Source organism: Pelotalea chapellei (assembly GCF_018531195.1).
Classification (GTDB): Bacteria; Desulfobacterota; Desulfuromonadia; order Geobacterales; family Pseudopelobacteraceae; genus Pelotalea; species Pelotalea chapellei.
Window position 1 is genome coordinate 217821 of sequence record NZ_JAHDYS010000004.1, and the last position, 17037, is coordinate 234857.

The 17037-nt window shown below is 53.6% G+C and carries 18 protein-coding genes and 1 pseudogene; 8 read left to right on the forward strand and 11 right to left on the reverse strand.

Annotation, left to right across the window (positions count from 1 at the left end; genetic code table 11):
• Position 1: 1 nt before the first annotated feature.
• Genes selA through KJB30_RS05970 form a run of 4 tightly spaced genes read left to right on the forward strand, consistent with a single transcriptional unit; the run spans position 2 to position 3794 of the window.
• Positions 2 to 1408, forward strand: coding sequence for an L-seryl-tRNA(Sec) selenium transferase (gene selA, locus KJB30_RS05955; RefSeq protein ID WP_214297108.1), 1407 nt, complete (start codon positions 2 to 4; stop codon positions 1406 to 1408).
• The gene (ispD, locus tag KJB30_RS05960; protein ID WP_214297026.1) at positions 1405 to 2127 is read left to right on the forward strand and encodes a 2-C-methyl-D-erythritol 4-phosphate cytidylyltransferase; all 723 of its coding nucleotides are present in this window, start codon (positions 1405 to 1407) and stop codon (positions 2125 to 2127) included. The genes selA and ispD overlap by 4 nt, the downstream gene beginning before the upstream one ends.
• Positions 2124 to 3287 (forward strand): ATP-binding response regulator, encoded by a 1164-nt coding sequence (locus KJB30_RS05965; protein ID WP_214297027.1) that lies wholly within the window; start codon positions 2124 to 2126, stop codon positions 3285 to 3287. Before ispD ends, KJB30_RS05965 begins: the two co-directional genes overlap by 4 nt.
• 21 nt (positions 3288 to 3308) lie before the next feature.
• Positions 3309 to 3794, forward strand: coding sequence for a thioredoxin fold domain-containing protein (locus tag KJB30_RS05970; protein WP_214297028.1), 486 nt, complete (start codon positions 3309 to 3311; stop codon positions 3792 to 3794).
• 288 nt (positions 3795 to 4082) lie between these two features.
• Here KJB30_RS05970 and KJB30_RS05975 read toward each other — a convergent pair whose 3' ends face one another.
• The 6 genes and pseudogenes from KJB30_RS05975 to KJB30_RS18625 form a co-directional block, all read right to left on the reverse strand.
• On the reverse strand, positions 4083 to 4931 hold the full coding sequence (locus tag KJB30_RS05975; RefSeq protein WP_214297029.1) for an FAD/NAD(P)-binding protein: 849 nt from the start codon (positions 4929 to 4931) through the stop codon (positions 4083 to 4085).
• 82 nt (positions 4932 to 5013) lie between these two features.
• The gene (locus KJB30_RS05980) at positions 5014 to 6048 is read right to left on the reverse strand and encodes a 4Fe-4S dicluster domain-containing protein (protein ID WP_214297030.1); all 1035 of its coding nucleotides are present in this window, start codon (positions 6046 to 6048) and stop codon (positions 5014 to 5016) included.
• A gap of 139 nt (positions 6049 to 6187) precedes the next feature.
• Positions 6188 to 7111: a ferredoxin family protein gene (locus tag KJB30_RS05985; RefSeq protein ID WP_214297031.1), complete on the reverse strand. Its 924-nt coding sequence runs from the start codon at positions 7109 to 7111 to the stop codon at positions 6188 to 6190.
• Between the two features lie 214 nt (positions 7112 to 7325).
• Positions 7326 to 7826, reverse strand: coding sequence for a hydrogenase iron-sulfur subunit (locus KJB30_RS05990; RefSeq protein WP_214297032.1), 501 nt, complete (start codon positions 7824 to 7826; stop codon positions 7326 to 7328).
• 57 nt (positions 7827 to 7883) lie between these two features.
• A complete protein-coding gene (locus KJB30_RS05995; RefSeq protein ID WP_496198527.1) occupies positions 7884 to 9347 on the reverse strand; it encodes a 4Fe-4S dicluster domain-containing protein in 1464 nt (487 codons plus the stop codon).
• 9 nt (positions 9348 to 9356) lie between these two features.
• Positions 9357 to 9755: pseudogene (locus KJB30_RS18625) on the reverse strand (FAD-binding protein); the annotation flags it as partial.
• On the opposite strand from KJB30_RS18625, the gene KJB30_RS18630 reads away from it, so the two are divergent.
• The gene (locus KJB30_RS18630; protein WP_496198528.1) at positions 9660 to 9878 is read left to right on the forward strand and encodes a hypothetical protein; all 219 of its coding nucleotides are present in this window, start codon (positions 9660 to 9662) and stop codon (positions 9876 to 9878) included. The pseudogene KJB30_RS18625 and the gene KJB30_RS18630 sit on opposite strands and share 96 nt — an antisense overlap.
• 52 nt (positions 9879 to 9930) lie before the next feature.
• Here the strand turns inward: KJB30_RS18630 and KJB30_RS06000 are convergent, their stop codons facing one another.
• From KJB30_RS06000 to KJB30_RS06015, 4 genes are all read right to left on the reverse strand, one after another.
• The gene (locus KJB30_RS06000; protein ID WP_214297034.1) at positions 9931 to 10326 is read right to left on the reverse strand and encodes a GxxExxY protein; all 396 of its coding nucleotides are present in this window, start codon (positions 10324 to 10326) and stop codon (positions 9931 to 9933) included.
• Between the two features lie 31 nt (positions 10327 to 10357).
• Positions 10358 to 11245, reverse strand: a complete 888-nt coding sequence (locus KJB30_RS06005) for a CoB--CoM heterodisulfide reductase iron-sulfur subunit B family protein (RefSeq protein ID WP_214297035.1) — start codon at positions 11243 to 11245, stop codon at positions 10358 to 10360.
• A gap of 73 nt (positions 11246 to 11318) precedes the next feature.
• Positions 11319 to 11903, reverse strand: coding sequence for a 4Fe-4S dicluster domain-containing protein (locus KJB30_RS06010; RefSeq protein WP_214297036.1), 585 nt, complete (start codon positions 11901 to 11903; stop codon positions 11319 to 11321).
• Between the two features lie 316 nt (positions 11904 to 12219).
• Complete coding sequence (locus KJB30_RS06015) at positions 12220 to 13854, reverse strand: ammonia-forming cytochrome c nitrite reductase subunit c552 (RefSeq protein WP_214297037.1); 1635 nt, start codon at positions 13852 to 13854, stop codon at positions 12220 to 12222.
• 243 nt (positions 13855 to 14097) lie between these two features.
• Between KJB30_RS06015 and KJB30_RS06020 the strand changes: the two genes are divergently transcribed.
• From KJB30_RS06020 to KJB30_RS06030, 3 genes are read left to right on the forward strand one after another with little or no spacing between them, the layout of a single operon-like run.
• Complete coding sequence (locus KJB30_RS06020; protein ID WP_214297038.1) at positions 14098 to 14559, forward strand: peroxiredoxin; 462 nt, start codon at positions 14098 to 14100, stop codon at positions 14557 to 14559.
• An 11-nt stretch (positions 14560 to 14570) separates the two neighbouring features.
• On the forward strand, positions 14571 to 15158 hold the full coding sequence (locus KJB30_RS06025) for a YceI family protein (RefSeq protein ID WP_214297039.1): 588 nt from the start codon (positions 14571 to 14573) through the stop codon (positions 15156 to 15158).
• Between the two features lie 28 nt (positions 15159 to 15186).
• Complete coding sequence (locus KJB30_RS06030; protein ID WP_214297040.1) at positions 15187 to 15639, forward strand: ferritin family protein; 453 nt, start codon at positions 15187 to 15189, stop codon at positions 15637 to 15639.
• Positions 15640 to 15735: 96 nt separating this feature from the next.
• Here KJB30_RS06030 and KJB30_RS06035 read toward each other — a convergent pair whose 3' ends face one another.
• Positions 15736 to 17037, reverse strand: coding sequence for an NCS2 family permease (locus KJB30_RS06035; RefSeq protein WP_214297041.1), 1302 nt, complete (start codon positions 17035 to 17037; stop codon positions 15736 to 15738).

Below are 17037 nucleotides of genomic sequence, written 5' to 3' on the forward strand. Positions count from 1 at the left end.
TCTGAAAACCTTAAAAGACATCCCTAAAGTAGATCGATTACTGGAATGGCCTGAAATGGCGCTCCTGCTGGCTGACCATCCGCGATCAGAAGTACTCAAGGCGGTGCGCACTACCCTGGACCACCTCAGAGAGCAGCTCCTCAATGGCAAGGAAGGTGCGCAGACCGGTCGTACCGCGCTAATTGCAGCAATAGGTTTGCAGCTTGAGCAGCGCAGCGCACAGAGTCTCAAACGAGTGATCAACGCAACCGGCGTTGTGGTCCATACCAATCTGGGACGAGCCCCGCTGGCCCGTGCAGCCGAGATTGCTGTCGAGTCTGTCTCACCGGGCTACTGCAATCTGGAATACGATCTGGAAAGCGGCAATCGCGGTCGCCGCAACTCCCATGTGGAGGGACTGATCTGCGAATTAACCGGGGCGGAGTCAGCTCTGGTTGTTAACAATAATGCCGCTGCCGTAATTCTGGCTCTCTCTTCACTTGCCGGCAACCGCGAGGTAATCCTCTCCAGAGGCGAACTGGTCGAAATCGGCGGTTCCTTCCGCATCCCCGATGTAATGCGCCAAAGCGGAGCCACTCTGGTAGAGGTCGGCACAACCAATCGCACTCACCCCCGAGATTTTCAAAGCGCCATTACCGCCAACACTGCACTCCTCCTCAAGGTCCATACCAGCAATTTTGCGGTGGTCGGCTTCACTGCGGAAACAACGATTTCCGACATGGCCGGCATTGGCCAGAAAGAGGGAATTCCTGTGATGCTGGACGCCGGAAGCGGTTGCCTGGTAGATCTCAGCCCCTATGACATTCATGGTGAACCAACCATTCGGCAATATTTGCAAGATGGCGCCGATGTAGTTACCTTCAGCGGCGACAAGCTCCTTGGCGGACCACAGGCCGGTATCATTGCCGGCAAAAAGCATCTGGTGGACCCGATGAAACAGCACCCACTGCTGCGCGCCTTCCGCATGGACAAATTATCCCTTGCTGCCCTGGAAGCAACACTGCGGCTCTATCGCGACGAGCGCCGTGCACTGCAGGAAATCCCTGTCCTGCGAATGCTGACCATGTCAGCCGCAGAGCTGTCCCGGCGCGCAGAGACCATCCGCCGCAAACTCAGGCAATCCCTCCCTCCGACAGTATCGCTCACCAAACATCAGGGAGAATCCAGTGCAGGGGGCGGTTCTTTCCCGCTACTCCAGCTAAAAACGACCCTTCTTGAAGTAACCATCGCCGACAACTCTCCCCAGAGAGTTGAAACTGCATTAAGGCGGGCATCCACTCCGGTGATCGGCCGGATCCACAAAGGCCAATTCCTCCTGGATGTGCGCACCATCATGGATCAGGACATCCCTGCACTGGCCCAGTCTCTGACAGAAGCAGCCGGTTCTCTGGCTACGGAGCATCCATGAACGCAGTAAAAGCATTTGCACTGATCCCTGCAGCAGGCATGGGCAAACGCATGGGTGCGTCGATCAACAAGCAGTACCTGTTGCTGGACGGACGCCCCATCCTGGCCCACACACTTTCGGTCTTTGAAAAGTGTCCTTTGATCACTGGCATTTGCCTGGTCACACCCGCCGATGAGATCCCCTATTGCAGGGAAGAGGTAGTGAAGGCTGGCAACTTCAGCAAGGTAATCGAAATAGTACCAGGGGGTAAAGAGCGACAAAACTCAGTGATGAACGGCCTGGTTGCTCTTGAGCGCCATGCTTCGGCTGGCGATGTCATCCTCATACATGATGGTGTTCGGCCGTTTATCTCCGCTGATCTGCTGCAACAGTCGATTGATGTTGCCCGTTCCAATGACGGGGCGCTGGTGGCCGTACCTGCCAAGGACACCATTAAAACCGTCATAAACGGCATCGTTGTCGACACTCCTGCAAGAGAAACCCTCTGGCAGGCCCAGACTCCGCAATCCTTCCGCTTCAGCGTCATACATGAGGCCCATCGCAAAGCTGAACTGGATTGTTTCCTCGGCACTGATGATGCTTCCCTGGTCGAGCGGAGTAGTGGTAAAGTACGTATAGTTCGGGGCGATTACCACAACATCAAGATCACAACTCCCGAAGATCTGGTTCTGGCTGAAGCATTTCTGGCCGCACAGGTTCAAAATGGAGCACCTTCATGAAAACTCCTGTCAAGATTCTTATCACCGATGACGAAGCAGATATCGCCCTGATTCTCAAACTGCATCTTGAAGATCAGGGATACGAAACCGCCTGGGCAAAAGACGGTGAAACCTGCCTGGCAATGCTGGCGAAAGATACTTATTCGCTGTTGCTGCTGGACATCAGAATGCCAGGGATGAGCGGCGTCGAGGTTCTGGAAAAAACCCGCCAATCAGGCTGCGATACTGCAGTCGTGATGATGACTGCCCACGGTAGTGAAAGCCTGGCTGTTGATTGCATGAAAAAGGGTGCGCAGGATTATGTTGCTAAACCCTTTGATCTGAACGATTTACTTCAACGCGTGGAACGGGCCGTTGAAAACCGGATCACATTGCTGGAAAAACAACGCCTTGAGCAGGAAAAAGATGATTTCGTTTCCATGCTTTCCCACGACCTGAAGAATCCAATCACCGCTGTCATCGGCTCAATTGACATCATGAGAGAAGGACGCTTGGGCGCAATCAACCCGGAACAGGCCGAGTACCTTCAATCAGCAATTGATAGTTGCAACGAAGTGGTATCGATGATTGACAACCTTCTGGACATTCATCGCTTCGAAGCGGGAAGAATGCCGATGAAGATCCGGCCTGAGAATATTCACGAAATAATATCTTCGTTGACTGGCCGACTGACCATGCTGGCACAGCGTGAAGAAGTCAAGCTGACTGTGCAATTAGGCTCTGATCTGCCGACCATGGATGTGGATCGCCGCGCCCTTACACGAGTCATCGGCAATTTATTAGGCAACGCATTCAAGTTCACGCCCGTGGATGGTGAAGTCAAACTCTCCTGTCATACCATCAGCAGCAGCTCTGTTGAAGAGCTGGAGATCCCTCCCTATGCGATCAGTCAATCACCGACTTTGCTGGACTCTGATCGTCTCCTCTGCCTGAGTGTCAAGGACACCGGCAGCGGCATTCCTGAAGAAGACCTGGAAAGTATTTTTGATCGCTTCGTACAGTCAAGGCAGAGTTCACGTGCACAAGGCGGAGCTGGACTTGGCCTTGCTTTCTGCAAGCTGGCCGTACAGAACCTTGGCGGAATAATCTGGGTTAAAAGCGCCATCGGATCCGGAAGCGAATTCATGATCCTGCTTCCCTGCAAAGAATTCCAAGCATAACCGCACACGAAAGAAAAACTCATGCCGACCTACAAGCAGCTTTACTTTTGCACTATCGCAACACTCCTGTTTCTCGCCACCGCATTGCCTGCTGCCGCTCTGGATTTCAGCAAAGCGGTGACTGTCGGTTCCGGGCCAAAGACTGTGGTTGAGTTTACCGATCCTGACTGCCCCTTCTGTCGCCAGGCCTCCCTTTATTTTGATAAGCGGCCTGACGTTACGCGCCAGGTTTTCTTCTATCCCCTGCCCCGTCACCCCAAGGCAAAAGAAAAGGTGCAGTTCATCCTTTCCCAGAAAGACAAGGCCAGTGCCTATCACCAGGTAATGTCAGGAAGCATGGATGGAGTACAGAAGTTTGATGCTTCTCCAGATGGAATAAAATTGCAGGGTGCGCAAATGGAAATTGCCAAAAAGGCCGGAGTGCGTTCCACACCGACCTTCATGATCTCAGGCAGAATTATAGAGGGATTGGACTTGAAGAAGATTGAGGAAGCTTTGGGAAAATAAACATAAGCACGGCTATTCAGATCTCTCCGCTTTACCGCCTCCCAGTATCTTTCACGATTTAACCTTTAACAAGCTGTTGAAAAACTCAGGTTGTTCAAAAATAGTCAGATCGTCGCCCCCGGAGAAAGCCCCGCGGAGCCCAGCCCTCTCTCTATCTCTCCCCCAGAGGGGGGAGAACATGCATTGCCCTTTCCCTCTGGGAGAGGGATTGGGTGAGGGTCTGCAGCGCTACGCCGCACAAGGCGGATTTCGAGGACGGCGGCGAGATGGCTGTTTTTCAACGACCTGTCAAAACTCCATCGGCATAGCCTTGACCTGAGCAGCGGTAAACACCGGCCCATCCTTGCAGACATATACATTACCCACGTTGCAGCGGCCGCACTTGCCAAGGCCGCATTTCATCCTGTTTTCCAGGGTGGTGTAGACCTGATCGTCGCCGAAGCAGAGCTTTTCCAGTACCGGCAGGGTGAACTTGATCATCACCGGCGGACCGCAGACCAGGGCAATGGTGTTGTCGGCTGAGGGGGCTGTCTCTGCCAGAATGGTCGGCACGAATCCTACCTGGCCGTCCCAGTCAGGTCCGTTTCCTCCCGGATCAACGGTCTTGACCAGCCGCACATCACCTCTTTGTTCCCATTCTTGCAGCTCCCGTTTGTAGACCAGATCGGCTTGAGTCCGTGCTCCGTAGACAATGGTGATCTCGCCGAACTTGTCCCGCAAGTCGAGACAGTTCCAGATCAGGGTTCTCAAGGGGGGCAGGGCTATGCCTCCAGCCACGAAGACCAGGTTCTTGCCGAATAATTCTTCGATGGGATAGGAATTGCCGTAGGGCCCGCGTACGCCCATGGTGTCACCTGGTTCCAGGCGGCGCAGTTCTTCGGTCACCCGTCCCACGGAGCGGAAGCAGCATTCGATGTATCCTTTGCGTGTCGGCGAGGAGGCAATGCAGAAGGTGGATTCGCCTGCTCCAAAGGCGGAGTATTCGGCAAACTGGCCGGCCCGGAAGCTGAAGTTTTCCCTGACCTGCTCGTCCTGAAAGACCAGCCTGAGGGTACGCACATCCGGGGTTTCGTCGATGACTTCTTCAACAGTAGCCAGATACGGGAGGTAGATGTTTTTGTTGGTATTTTCACACATATATAAACCTCAGGTTGAGGTTGAGGTTGAGATTAAGGTTTAGGGGGTTCCTCAAACTTAATCTCAATCTCAACCTTTCTTTTTAAGAGTTTTCCTCAACCTTAACCTTAACCTCGATCTTGTCGATATCCTGCAGGATATCGGCAATATCGATCCCCACCGGGCAGAGACGAATACATCTGCCGCAGCCGGTGCAGAGGGTCTGGCCGAATTTGTCGTCATAGTATTTGAACTTGTGCATGATGCGGTTTCTGTAGCGTTTGGGCTGCTGGTCGCGGGGGTTGTGCCCCGAGGCGTGGTGGGTGAATTTCCAGAAGCCGCAGGCATCCCAGTTCTTTCTGCGCTTGCCCTGCTTTTCGGTGCCTTCGTCGACGATATCGAAACAGTGGCAGGCAGGACAAACAAAGGCGCATGCGCCGCAACCGACGCAGCGGGTGGCGATGGAGTCCCAGGCCGGGTCTTCGAAGTGCTCGTCAAGCCAGGCTTTGACCTTCTTCAGATCGAATTTCCCGGTCTGCGGTTCGGCCAAGGGAAGCGGTTTGTAACCGTTCGGTTCTGCGAAGAGCTCTTTGTTGTTGGCGACCAGCGCTTCACCTTTTTCGCTCTGGGTTTCGCAGGCATACCCTCCCCCTTCCAGGGGAGTCAGGAACAGGTCGGCTCCTTTGGGATCAGCCGGCGTAAGTCCTACGGCGGTGCAGAAGCAGGCATCATCCGCCTGGGTACAGGCCAGGCCGATGATGGTGGTCTTCTTTCTGCGCTCCAGGAAGAACTCATCCTTGTAGTCCCAGGAGAAGACCGCATCCAGCACCGGAATGGCGGCAGCGTCGCAGGGACGTACCCCGACCAGCACGGTTTCCAGAAAGCGGGTTGGATCGATGTCCTGCAGTTCGATCTTCTGTCCTTCTTTCTGGTAGGTCATGATGTCTTCGCAGAGCGGAAAGAAGGCTTCCTTGCCGGATCTGCGCGGCAACTGGTCGATGACCATGTCTGCGGCATTGGCGAGCGGTTCGTAGAGCACGGTGCCGGCGTTGGTGCGCGGAGCCACGACTCGTTTCCCCTGGGAGATCAGACTGTCCAGCAGGGCATTAAAGTTTTGTTGGGAGATGTAGTTTTGCATTCGACAACCTTTTCTCACCACAAAGGCACGAAGACACAAAGAAAAACAAAAAGCTTTTGGTGTTAAATCATTAAAAAGATTTTCATTGTTTCAGTCCTGCTGTTCTTTGTGCCTTTGTGTCTTTGTGGTTTAACAACAATCATTTTATGAAGCTCTGGTCATCCTTGTCGGTGAAGCTGTTCAGCGGTCCTTTTTCCTGCACTTCGAAACCGGCTTCGTGTTCAAACAGTTCTTTGAGCTCTTTGGCCATCTTGCGGTTCAAGAGATTAAGGGGAATGTCCATGGGGCAGACCCGTTCGCATTCGGCGCAGCCGGCGCATCTGCCGGCCAGGTGCATGGCACGCACGATGTGCCAGGCGAAGTTGCCTGCCGGACGGGGGGTGGTTTCGACCATCTGGGGTTTGTTGCGGTCACACAGGCACTGTTCACAGAAGCAGAAAGGGCAGACCTGGCGGCAGGCGTAGCATTTGATGCATTTGGAGAACTGCTCTTTCCAGTAGGCCCAGCGCTCTTGTGGAGTCAGGGCTTCCAGGCGGGCGATTTCTGCGGCATATTTCTTCTCCAGCCCCTGATTGACCGGTACCTGGACGGCAGGCACAAAGTCGCACTCCGGAGGCATGCGCTCGTTGCACTCGGTGCATTTGGGGGCAATGCTGTCACTGGTCAACTCTGTATCCGGCTGAATGGTAGAGCCGAGTACTCCGGCGCAGGGGACGCCGATCAGGTACAGGTTCTCCCGTTTCAGCTGCGACTCACCCATCAGTCCCGCCAGCGCTTTCAGGTCGCACCCTTTGACGACGATGCCGATCTTGCCGGTTTTGGGAATCTCTTTTTTGGCTTTGGTCAGGTACACGGCCAGGTTGTTGACGCAGGCTGGTGTGAAGATAAGTTTTTGGGCATCGTCAGGTTGGCTGATGACGATCGGCTGGGCAGAACCTTTGCGGCGGGCGGCGGCGTAGCCGACGATGGCAGTGACCTGGCCTTCGGAGAGGATGCGTTTGGCTTCGCCTTGGATGGCTGCGGTGACAGCGGCGTAGATGGATGTATCGATTGGTTGGGTCATTTCAGAACCTTTAGCTGCACAGAATCATTAAAAACTGAAAGGCGGTCTCGCGCAAAGCCGCAAAGACGCAAAGAAGTGCAAAGACAAAATCTGAACCCCTAGTAATCGGGGTAAAACAAAATCATTTATGCCGTTTATTGCTGTTGATCAGATTTTCAGCCTTTCTTTGCGGGCTTTGCGCCTTTGCGAGAGGCAAGCTTTTGTTGTTTTGCATTTAAATCTGCTCGTACGCTTCCTTCAATTCCGGTGTGTCGATCGCACCGGACCACTGTTCTTCCAGGGCCAGTTCCTTGAATTCCACCATCGGCCCCATGCTCCGCACCTTTTCGGTGAGTTCGGTGACGACTTCCACCCATTTGCCCCCTTCGGCTGCTGAAACCCAGGAAAACTGCAGGCGGTTAAGGTCAACGCCTACGAATTCGAGCAGTTTCCTGAAAGCGGCGAAACGTCGTCTGGCGTGGAAGTTGCCGGCGATGTAGTGGCAGTCGCCGGGATGGCACCCGGAGACGAGCACGCCGTCGGCACCTTGCTGGAAGGCTTTGAGGATGAAGACCGGGTCGATACGGCCGGTGCAGGGAAACTTGAGCACCCGCACGTTGGGGGGGTACTGCATGCGTGATGTTCCGGCCAGATCAGCCCCGGCATAGGTGCACCAGGTGCAGACAAAGGCGATTATTTTGGGTTCGAAGTCGTGTTTTGGTTTTTCAGGGTGCATTGAATTTCCTTGATCGGACCGATCCGTCGGATCCGACCGATCGGTCCGATCTTGTTTTTATAATGCCTCTATCATTGCAACTATCTGCTCATCAGTATACCCATCCAATTCAACACTCTTCGAGGGACAGGTGGCCTGGCAGGTGCCGCAGCCTCCGCAGACGCCGGGGTTGACGTAGGCTACGACTTTGATCAGGTTGCCCTGGCGGTCTCTGATTTCCTTTTCTTCTACTGCTCCGTAGGCACAGACTTTTTTGCAGGCAAAGCAGCCGACGCAGCCTCCTTCCTTGACTCTTGCGACGATCGGTTCCCGCTCGAGTTTGTCTTTGGCAAAGAGGGTCATGACTTTGGCGGCGGCGGCACTCGCTTGGGAGACGGCGTCGGGGATGTCTTTGGGACCCTGGCAGGCGCCGGCCAGGTAGATACCGGCGGTGGCGCATTCTACGGGGCGCAGCTTGGCGTGGGCTTCGGAGTAGAAGTTATATTTGTCGTAGGAGATGCCCAGTTTCTGGGCCAGGCTGTCGGCACCTTTCTGGGGCTGGACGGCGGTGGCGAGGACGACCATGTCGGCTTCGATTTCAACCTGGACGCCGACGGCGATGTCGCTGCCCATGACGACGATCTTGTCACCCTTCTGGTAGAGGCGCGAGACCATACCCCGGATGTAGACCGCTTCTTCCTCTTCGATGGATCTGCGCCAGAATTCATCGTAGTTTTTGCCCGGTGTCCTGGCATCCATGAAGAAGACGTAGGCTTGTCCGTCGTGGACTTTGTGATGGTAGAGCATGGTGTGTTTGGCGGTGTACATGCAGCAGACTTTGGAGCAGTAGGAGATGCCTTTTTCTCTGGCTCTGGAGCCGATGCATTGAATGAAGACGATCTGCTTGGGTTCTTTGCCGTCGGAGGGGCGCAGGATTTTGCCGCCGGTGGGGCCTGATGCGGAGGCGAGGCGCTCGAAGGTCATGCCGTCGATGACGTCCGGGATTTTGCCGTGGCCGAATTCGCCGTAGCCTTTGATGGCGGAGCCTTTCGGTTTTTCGTCGATGGTGTAAAGGTCAAAGCCGGTGGCTACGACGATGGCGCCGACAGGTTCGACGACGAGGGTGTCTTCCTGTTCATAGTCAATGGCGCCGGGGCCGCAGACTTTCTGGCACAGGCCGCATTTGCCGGTTTTGAATTTGGTGCAGTTGGCCCGGTCGATGACCGGGGTGTTGGGCACGGCCTGGGGAAAGGGGACGTAGATGGCCGGACGCATTCCCAGGTTGCAGTCGAATTTGTTGGGAATCTTCTTGATCGGGCATTTTTCCATGCAGACGCCGCAGCCGGTGCATTTGTCTTCATCAACGGAGCGGGCTTTTCTGCGGATGGTGACCTGGAAGTTGCCGATGTACCCTTCGACCAGTTCGACTTCGGACCAGGTGTAGAGGGTGATCTTGGGATGGTTGGCAACGTCGACCATTTTGGGGGTCATGATGCACTGGGAGCAGTCGAGCGTCGGGAAGGTTTCGGAGAGCTGGGCCATGTGGCCGCCGATGGATGGTTCCCGCTCGACGAGGATGACTTCATGGCCGCAGTCGGCGATGTCGAGGGCGGCCTGGATGCCGGCGATGCCGCCGCCGATGACGAGTGATCTTTTGGTGACCGGTACGGTGATGGTGGGCAGGACGCGGTTCTTCTTGACCCGCTCGACCATCATGCCGACGATTTCGATGGCTTTGGCGGTGGCCTCTTCTTTATCTTCGTGGACCCAGGAGCAGTGCTCGCGGATGTTGGCCATTTCGCACAGAAAGGGATTCAGGCCGGCGGCTTCGACGGCTTTGCGGAAGGTCCGTTCGTGCATGCGGGGAGAGCAGGCGGCGACGACGATGTGGGAGAGTTTCTGCTCCTGGATGGCTTTCTTGAGCAGGTTCTGGCCCGGATCGGAGCACATGTATTTGTAGTCGGTGGAGAAGGCTACGCCGGGAAGTTTGCCGACCTGGGCAGCGACCCGTTCGACGTCGACGGTCCGGGATATGTTTTCGCCGCAATGGCAGATGAATACGCCTATTCGTGACATTTAAACCTCGTAAAATTGTTCACCACAAAGCCACAAAGGACACTAAGGTTCACAAAGTCTGACCATTGACTATGCGTTTGATCCCGTCTTTAAGAAGAGGGACATTAAAGTTAATCACAAGACCCAGCCAAAGTTTCGTAAGCTTTAAATAAGTTAGCAATTGAGATTCGTGAATCGGTTCAATTGCTGACACTGATTTCAGTTCAAGGATAATGCAGTCTTCAATGATGAGATCGAGACGATATGCTGAGTCGATCTTTATTCCCTTGTATTCGATGGGCAGCATTACTTGCCGTTTTACCTTGATTCCTCTGAGCTCCAGTTCCCTTGACATGCATTCTTCATATGCGGATTCGAGCAGACCTGGGCCAAGCAGGCGATGAACCTCGATAGCAGCCCCGATAATCTTGTTTGAGAGAAAATCAATTTCTTCCTTTGCGCTCACTTCGTGTCCTTTGTGGCTTTGTGGTGAAGCTTTACAGCAAATGTTTTTCTTTCAACAGCGGCAGGGGGTTGACGATCAATGCGTCCAGGCCCAGTTGGTCGGCGGACAGGCCTGCAGCCAGGCCGACCAGCTGGGTGAGGTAGAAGACCGGCATGTTGTAAGTGGTCTTGTAGACCCCTTCGATTTCTTTTTGCCGGATGTCCAGGTTGCCGTGGCACAGGGGGCAGCCGACCATGACGCAGTCGGCGCCGGCCGCTTTGGCCGATTCGAGGATGGCGTTGGTCAGCTGGATGACGACTCCGGGGCGCGAGAGGGTGAAGTTGGCTCCGCAGCACTCCATGCGGTGGCTCCAGGCAACGGTTTCGGCACCGACCGCTCCCAGCACATCTTCCATTATGGTGGGCGCTTCGATACAGTCCAGATTGGGCACATCGGGTGGACGGGTCAGCAGGCAGCCGTAGTAGCAGGCGACCTTGAGGCCTGAGAGCGGTTTCTTGACCGAGGCGGCCAGTCGCTCGAGACCCAGATCGCGGGCCAGGATTTCCAGCAGGTGCTTGACTTTGCCATCCAGTTTGACAGGTGCGTCGATGGCTGTTTCGACCTGTTTGCGCTTGGTGCTGTTTTCTTCAAGGGTGTGCTGGGTGAACTTAAGCCGTGAGAAGCAGGCGGCGCAGGCGACAGCCAGATCACCTTCGACCTGTTCGGCCAGTTCCAGGTTCTTGGCGCACAGGGAGAGGGACAACAGTTCGTCAACGTTGTGGGCCGGTGTGGCGCCGCAGCAGAACCAGTCCGGCACTTCGGTGAGGCCGATGCCGAGCGCTTTGAACAGTTTGCGGGTGGAAAGGTCGTATTCGCCGGCTGAGGCATGCAGGGAACAGCCGGGATAGTAGGCGTAATCAAGAGAGTTTTTTGTCGGCACTAAGTTTCTCCGAAAGTTGTTTGATCCGTCGGATCGGTCCGATCGGTCGAATCCGACGGATAAGTATGATGTTTTACAACGCTTCGCCCTTCTTCCGCATCTCTTCAATCCGGGCAAAGATCTTCTCGATTTCGTTCATGTTCCTGTTCTTCTTGTGGAACATTTTCAGCTTGCCTTTGGTGATCAGCTTGGGGCCGAGCATGAGGTCTTTCAGAAACTGGCCGCTTTTTACGTTGAAGACGGCGGCGAGGCGCATTTCGTACTGGCGGCCGTAGGTGCGGATGTTCTGCAGGAACAGCTTGTTGGCCAGCTGGACGTAGCTCTCCTTGGAGGGGCCTTCGGCATCCCAGGAGAGTTTGCGCAGGGCGTCCATGATCGAGGCCAGGTGAACTTTGTTGGGACAGCGGGTGGAGCAGGTCTCGCACGAGGCGCAGTACCAGATGGAGCGGCCGGCCAATATTCGCTGCCACTGCCCCAGTTGAAGCAAGCGCACCACACGGTTGGGTGGATGTTCCATGAAGGTGGCCATGGGGCACCCGGCAGAACATTTACCGCACTGGAAACAGCGGCGCACAGAGGTTCCGGATAAAGCTTCAACCTTGCGAACAAAGTCAATGTCCATCGTCTCCTGGGATATCACCATCTTCTTCTTTTTCACGGCACCACCTTTAGCGTGAATAAAATTTCATAAATAGAACGCAGTTCTTAAGCAGATCAATTAATGCACAACGCCTTATAAAAATGCAAGCAATATTGCATGCGCATATGTACATACGTATTTTTTAGTGACACTAAAATTATAAACAAAATATGGGGGATTTACCGCGGATAAAGGAGGGAAGATGTAACATTTTTCTATGCGTAGACACAATCTGGGGAAGCGGAAAGAAATACATTCTCCAGACAAAAACGTGCCCCACTCCTTACGAAATGGGGCACGTTTTTGTTGCTGCCAAGTTACTCAAGAGACAAGCTTACTTCTTTGCTTCATCCTTCCTGGCAACTGCCATGGCATCGGTAAGAATCTTTACAGCCGCCTTGGAGGTCGCGATCGAAGCTCCCAGACTTTCCCGCGCAAGGCTTGGATTGTGGAAACCGTCGGAGTTTTCTGCCGTCCACCACTCCCACAGCACATGGGCCTCTTCATGCTTGGTACGGGCCTGATCGAGGACAGTCGGGGAAACGCCCATCCGCTGGGCAGCGGCATAATTGTCGATCAACTGCCCCAACCAGTACTCTGCCTTGCGCATCTTGCCGCGGGTATAGTTGATCACGGATTCCATCTCGTTGCGCTTCTTCTCCACACTATCCTTGGTATGGCAGCCAAGGCAGGATTCCTGGATATGATTCTTGGGGCGAACCACGCCGTGGCTGGAGAACATCTTGCCCCCTTTGCCCTTCATCTTTGGCATGTGGCACTGGTGGCACTGCACGCCAGCCTTGTCATGCACGCTGCCGGCATAGGTTTCCGCCTCAGGATGCTGCAGTTTTACCAATTGAGCGCCGGTGACTTCATGTTTGAAATCATAGAAATTGATTTTGCGGTAATGCTCCAGCAACTGCATTACCTGGGTTTGCGGCATATGATTGGTGCGTTTGTCATCGAAACCGACCCCCTTGCCGCTGCCGAACTCATAACCCTTGCCGCAGGCATACTCCACATGGCACTGAGCGCACATCATGCGGGAATCCGTCTTCTGCATGACACCGATCTTGCGGAAGCCGTCACGGAAGCTGATCACTTTGAGATCAGTCTTTCCATCTTTTCCGGCAAACAGGCTAGCTCCCTTGTCGATCTGGTTGATCAACTCATCGCGAACAATACGCGGCTGAGTACCGTGGGGATCGTGGCAGTGAATACAGCCCACCGCATTGTTGGTATCTTTGGCAACATCGACAATATTTGACTCGCGGCTCCACTTAGCCTTGGGGTCCTTATCACCGAGGAATTTCCATTTAAGAATGTGGTCAGAAGTCTTGCACTGGATGCAGGTGGGGTTCCCGGCCATGGCAGTCTGGGACATCGGCTTCCACTCCTTGTTGCCCTCAGCCTTGTCTGTCAGCACATCCCAGGTCTTGCCGGATTTAGTAATACCCTGCCAGCCATCCTTGAACTGGAAACGACCTCCCTGAAAACGATCCACAACGAATTGATCAATGACCATGAAGGCATGGCCACGGGTTTCGTTATGTTCATATGTAAAGCCGTAGGGTGCGAGGAGCTTGTCCTGCATTGGGGAGCGTCCGGTGGGAGTTCCCTTCTCCTTGCGGGCAGACACTTCATAGTCAGTTTTAAAGAAACTCTCGAACTGTTCCTTATGGCACTTGGCGCACAGAGCCTGATCGATGATTGTCACCGGCTTGTTCTTCTCAGGGTCACTCATGTGAGCATCCATCTTGTCATGGCAGACTTTGCAGGACAACGCCGCGTGCTTTGAGTTTTCCTTGAGCGCCTTAACCTCTTCATGACACTCGTAACACTTTGCCCGACCATCGTTCGCTGTTTTGGCTGCCGGCTTGGCTTTGGCCGCCGTAGTCAGAGCAGGAATCGTGAGTACCGCTGCCGCACCTGCTACTACTGCTACCAGTGCCATTCTTTTCTTCAGCATGCTTTTCTCCTTTCGTTACATGATGACAACTCATCGCATGGAATGTCCAACCAACAACACAGTGTGCACATCGGGTTACTTAATGAACTACAATCGAGCAAAAGCAATTGACCAAAATCAAATTTCTTTTATATGTGCCCCTTGAACACATCAAATGAGATTTTTAATTGACCTTTTCCTACAAAATGCTATTGTGGACTTAAATTGTCCTGTTTGATTTTCTTTAAAAGGAGGGAGTGATCAATGTCTCTGGAAGGCAAAAAAGCCCCTGATTTTCTGTTGGAGGGGAGCGACGGTAAACAACACAGCTTGAAGGAATATCTGGGAAAGCGAGTGGTAATTTATTTCTATCCGCGTGACAACACGCCCGGCTGCACAAAGGAAGCCTGCGGTTTCAGGGACAGCTATCAGGAGCTTACCGGGGACAACACCGTCCTGCTCGGAGTGAGCAAAGACAGCACAGCCTCTCACAACAAATTCATCACTGCCTTCAATCTTCCCTTTGTACTCCTGACCGATCCTGATACCACCATGATGCAGGCCTATGGTGCTTATGGCGAAAAAACGGCCTGCGGCAGAACCACCATGGGCATCATCCGCTCTACGGTCATTATCGGACCGGACGGCATTGTGCAGAAGCAATGGCCAAAGGTGGCAAAAGCGGAGCAGCACCCCGCAGAGGTACTGAAATATCTGAAAAAATAAAGGAGGATGTCATGAAACGTTTTCTAGCTCTTCTGACCATGCTGGTTTTAATACTGCCACTAACTGCCACAGCCTCCACCTGGACTCTGGACCCTGATCATTCAACGGTCCAGTTCAAGGTTAAGCACTTGATGATCAACAACGTCAAGGGTGTTTTCGAGAAAGTGAGCGGCACACTTAACCTGGATGATAAGGACATCACCAAATCCAAAGTCGATGTCAAAATCGATACAGCTTCAGTCAACACGCATATCAAGAAGCGGGACGACCACCTGCGCAGTGCGGACTTCTTCGATGCAGCCAAATTTCCTGCCATGGCTTTCACTTCGACTAAGGTGGAAAAGGTCGGGACAGACAAACTGAAAATAGCCGGCAACCTGACCATCAAGGGCGTAACCCGACCGGTCATACTTGATGTCGAAGGTTTCAGTACGGAGGTCAAGGACCCCTGGGGCAACATCCGCCGCGGAGCAGAGGCAACGACTCAGGTCAACCGCAAAGACTTCGGCGTAAACTGGAGTAAGACGATGGACAATGGCGGCATGGTGGTAGCTGAAGATGTTGCTATTACACTGGAAGTGGAATTTATCAAAAAGTAGCAGGGCCAACACACCTGGGAGGAAATTGATGAAATTTATCACTCTTGAAGAAGTGATTGCCTTTGCAGTTGAACGTGAAGACACCGCATACCAGCTCTATAAAAGGGCCGAAGAGCTGAGCACTTCCATTGCTGCCAAAAAGATGTTCGCCGAACTTGCAGACGAAGAGGCGACCCACAAAGAAGTGTTCAGCAAAATCAGCCAGGAAAAGGCAGAGCATGCCAAAGTCTGCACCCTGCCTGAATCCAGCATCGCCAAATACCTGACCAATGTCCCCTTTCGCCCTGACATGACTTACAGTGAAATCCTGACGTATGCCCTGAAGACAGAGGAAAACGCTTTTCAGCTGTACAAGGCAGCGGCCGGCATGACGGATGACGAGAAGCTTCAGAAAGTGCTGATGAATTTCGCCAATGTAGAACTGGGACACCGCCGACGCCTGGAGGCCATCTACGAAGACAGGGTACTGACGGAAGGTTAAATGACGTGGTTTCAGGAAAGTGCAGCAAGGCAATAAAAAGAGAGGGCGGAAGCATCAGTTTCCGCCCTCTCTTTTTTAAATGTGACGCCTTGTCTGCTACATCTTGGGCATGAACACGAACAACGATATGGAGAGCAGCGCCAGCACCCACATGCCCGCTTTTACCTCACTGGAGCGCCCGGTACATACTTTGAGCAGCACGTAGGTAATCATGCCTGCTGTCATCCCTACTCCGATATTGTAGGTAAATATCATCAGTACTATGGTCAGGAATGCGGGAATAAGTTCGGTAAAATCATCAAAGTTCAGTTGTGATATCGGGCGGATCATGAAGGACCCGATCACAATCAGAGCAATGCCGTAAGCATGGGGTGGCACGATGGTGAAAAGGGGCGCAAAGAAAAGCGACAGCGCGAAAAGCCCAGCCACCACCAGTGCCGAAAAACCGGTTCGTCCACCCTCTTCAATGCCGGCTGCAGATTCGATATAGGCGCCGGTGGTTGTGGTACCCAGAAGCGGAGCAGCCATGGTGGCCAGGGCGTCGGCAAGCATGGGCCGTTCAATCTCCGGCAAATTACCATTCTCATCCAACAGATCCGCTCTCATGGAAAGACCGATCAAGGTACCGATGGTGTCCAGAAATGCCATGATGAAGATCACCATCACTATTGGAAAGAAGTGAGGGGTCAAAGCTCCTGCAATATCCAGCTTGAGAAAAATAGGGGCAAGTGGGGGCGGCAGGCTGACGAAGCGTTCCGGCAGCGGGGTTATTCCCAGCAGAATAGATCCGATCGTGGTGGCAATGATGCCTATCACCAGTGCGCCACGCACTTTCCACGCCATCAGGACTACCACCAGCATAAACCCGGCCACTGCCAGAAGAACGGATGGCTGGGAAAGATTGCCAAGTCTCACCGGTGCTCCCGCTACACCCAGCACGACAAGGCCGGTTTCGTTAAGTCCGATGAAGGTAAGGAACAGGCCAATTCCCACTGCAAAACTTGCTTTGAGGGACATGGGGATGGACTCGGCCATCCAGCTGCGCACCTTGAAGACGGTCAGCAGTGTAAAGAGAACACCGGCAATGAACACCGCACCCAGGGCAACCTGCCAGGGGTATCCCATCACCTTGACCACGACAAAAGCGATGAAGGCATTTTCGCTCATATAGGGAGCAATGGCAAAGGGGCGCCGTGCCCAGACAGCCATAATCACCGTACCGATCACCGATGCCAGAATCGTAGCGGTAACCGAAGCTCCCCTGGGGATACCTGCATTTTCAAGTATGGCCGGATTAACAATGATGATGTAGGCCATGGTCAGGAATGTGGTTATCCCTGCCAGGGTCTCCTGCTTGTATGATGTCTTGTAATGTTCAAATTCGAAAAAATGTTTCAC

Coding starts and splice junctions, on each gene's coding strand:
- ispD (WP_214297026.1), top strand. CDS start 1,405: ATGAACGCAGTAAAAGCATTTGCACTGATCCCTGCAGCAGGCATGGGC.
- KJB30_RS05965 (WP_214297027.1), top strand. CDS start 2,124: ATGAAAACTCCTGTCAAGATTCTTATCACCGATGACGAAGCAGATATC.
- KJB30_RS05970 (WP_214297028.1), top strand. CDS start 3,309: ATGCCGACCTACAAGCAGCTTTACTTTTGCACTATCGCAACACTCCTG.
- KJB30_RS05975 (WP_214297029.1), bottom strand. CDS start 4,931: ATGTGTGAAAATACCAACAAAAACATCTACCTCCCGTATCTGGCTACT.
- KJB30_RS05980 (WP_214297030.1), bottom strand. CDS start 6,048: ATGCAAAACTACATCTCCCAACAAAACTTTAATGCCCTGCTGGACAGT.
- KJB30_RS05985 (WP_214297031.1), bottom strand. CDS start 7,111: ATGACCCAACCAATCGATACATCCATCTACGCCGCTGTCACCGCAGCC.
- KJB30_RS05990 (WP_214297032.1), bottom strand. CDS start 7,826: ATGCACCCTGAAAAACCAAAACACGACTTCGAACCCAAAATAATCGCC.
- KJB30_RS05995 (WP_496198527.1), bottom strand. CDS start 9,347: ATGGCCCAGCTCTCCGAAACCTTCCCGACGCTCGACTGCTCCCAGTGC.
- KJB30_RS06015 (WP_214297037.1), bottom strand. CDS start 13,854: ATGCTGAAGAAAAGAATGGCACTGGTAGCAGTAGTAGCAGGTGCGGCA.
- KJB30_RS06020 (WP_214297038.1), top strand. CDS start 14,098: ATGTCTCTGGAAGGCAAAAAAGCCCCTGATTTTCTGTTGGAGGGGAGC.
- KJB30_RS06025 (WP_214297039.1), top strand. CDS start 14,571: ATGAAACGTTTTCTAGCTCTTCTGACCATGCTGGTTTTAATACTGCCA.
- KJB30_RS06030 (WP_214297040.1), top strand. CDS start 15,187: ATGAAATTTATCACTCTTGAAGAAGTGATTGCCTTTGCAGTTGAACGT.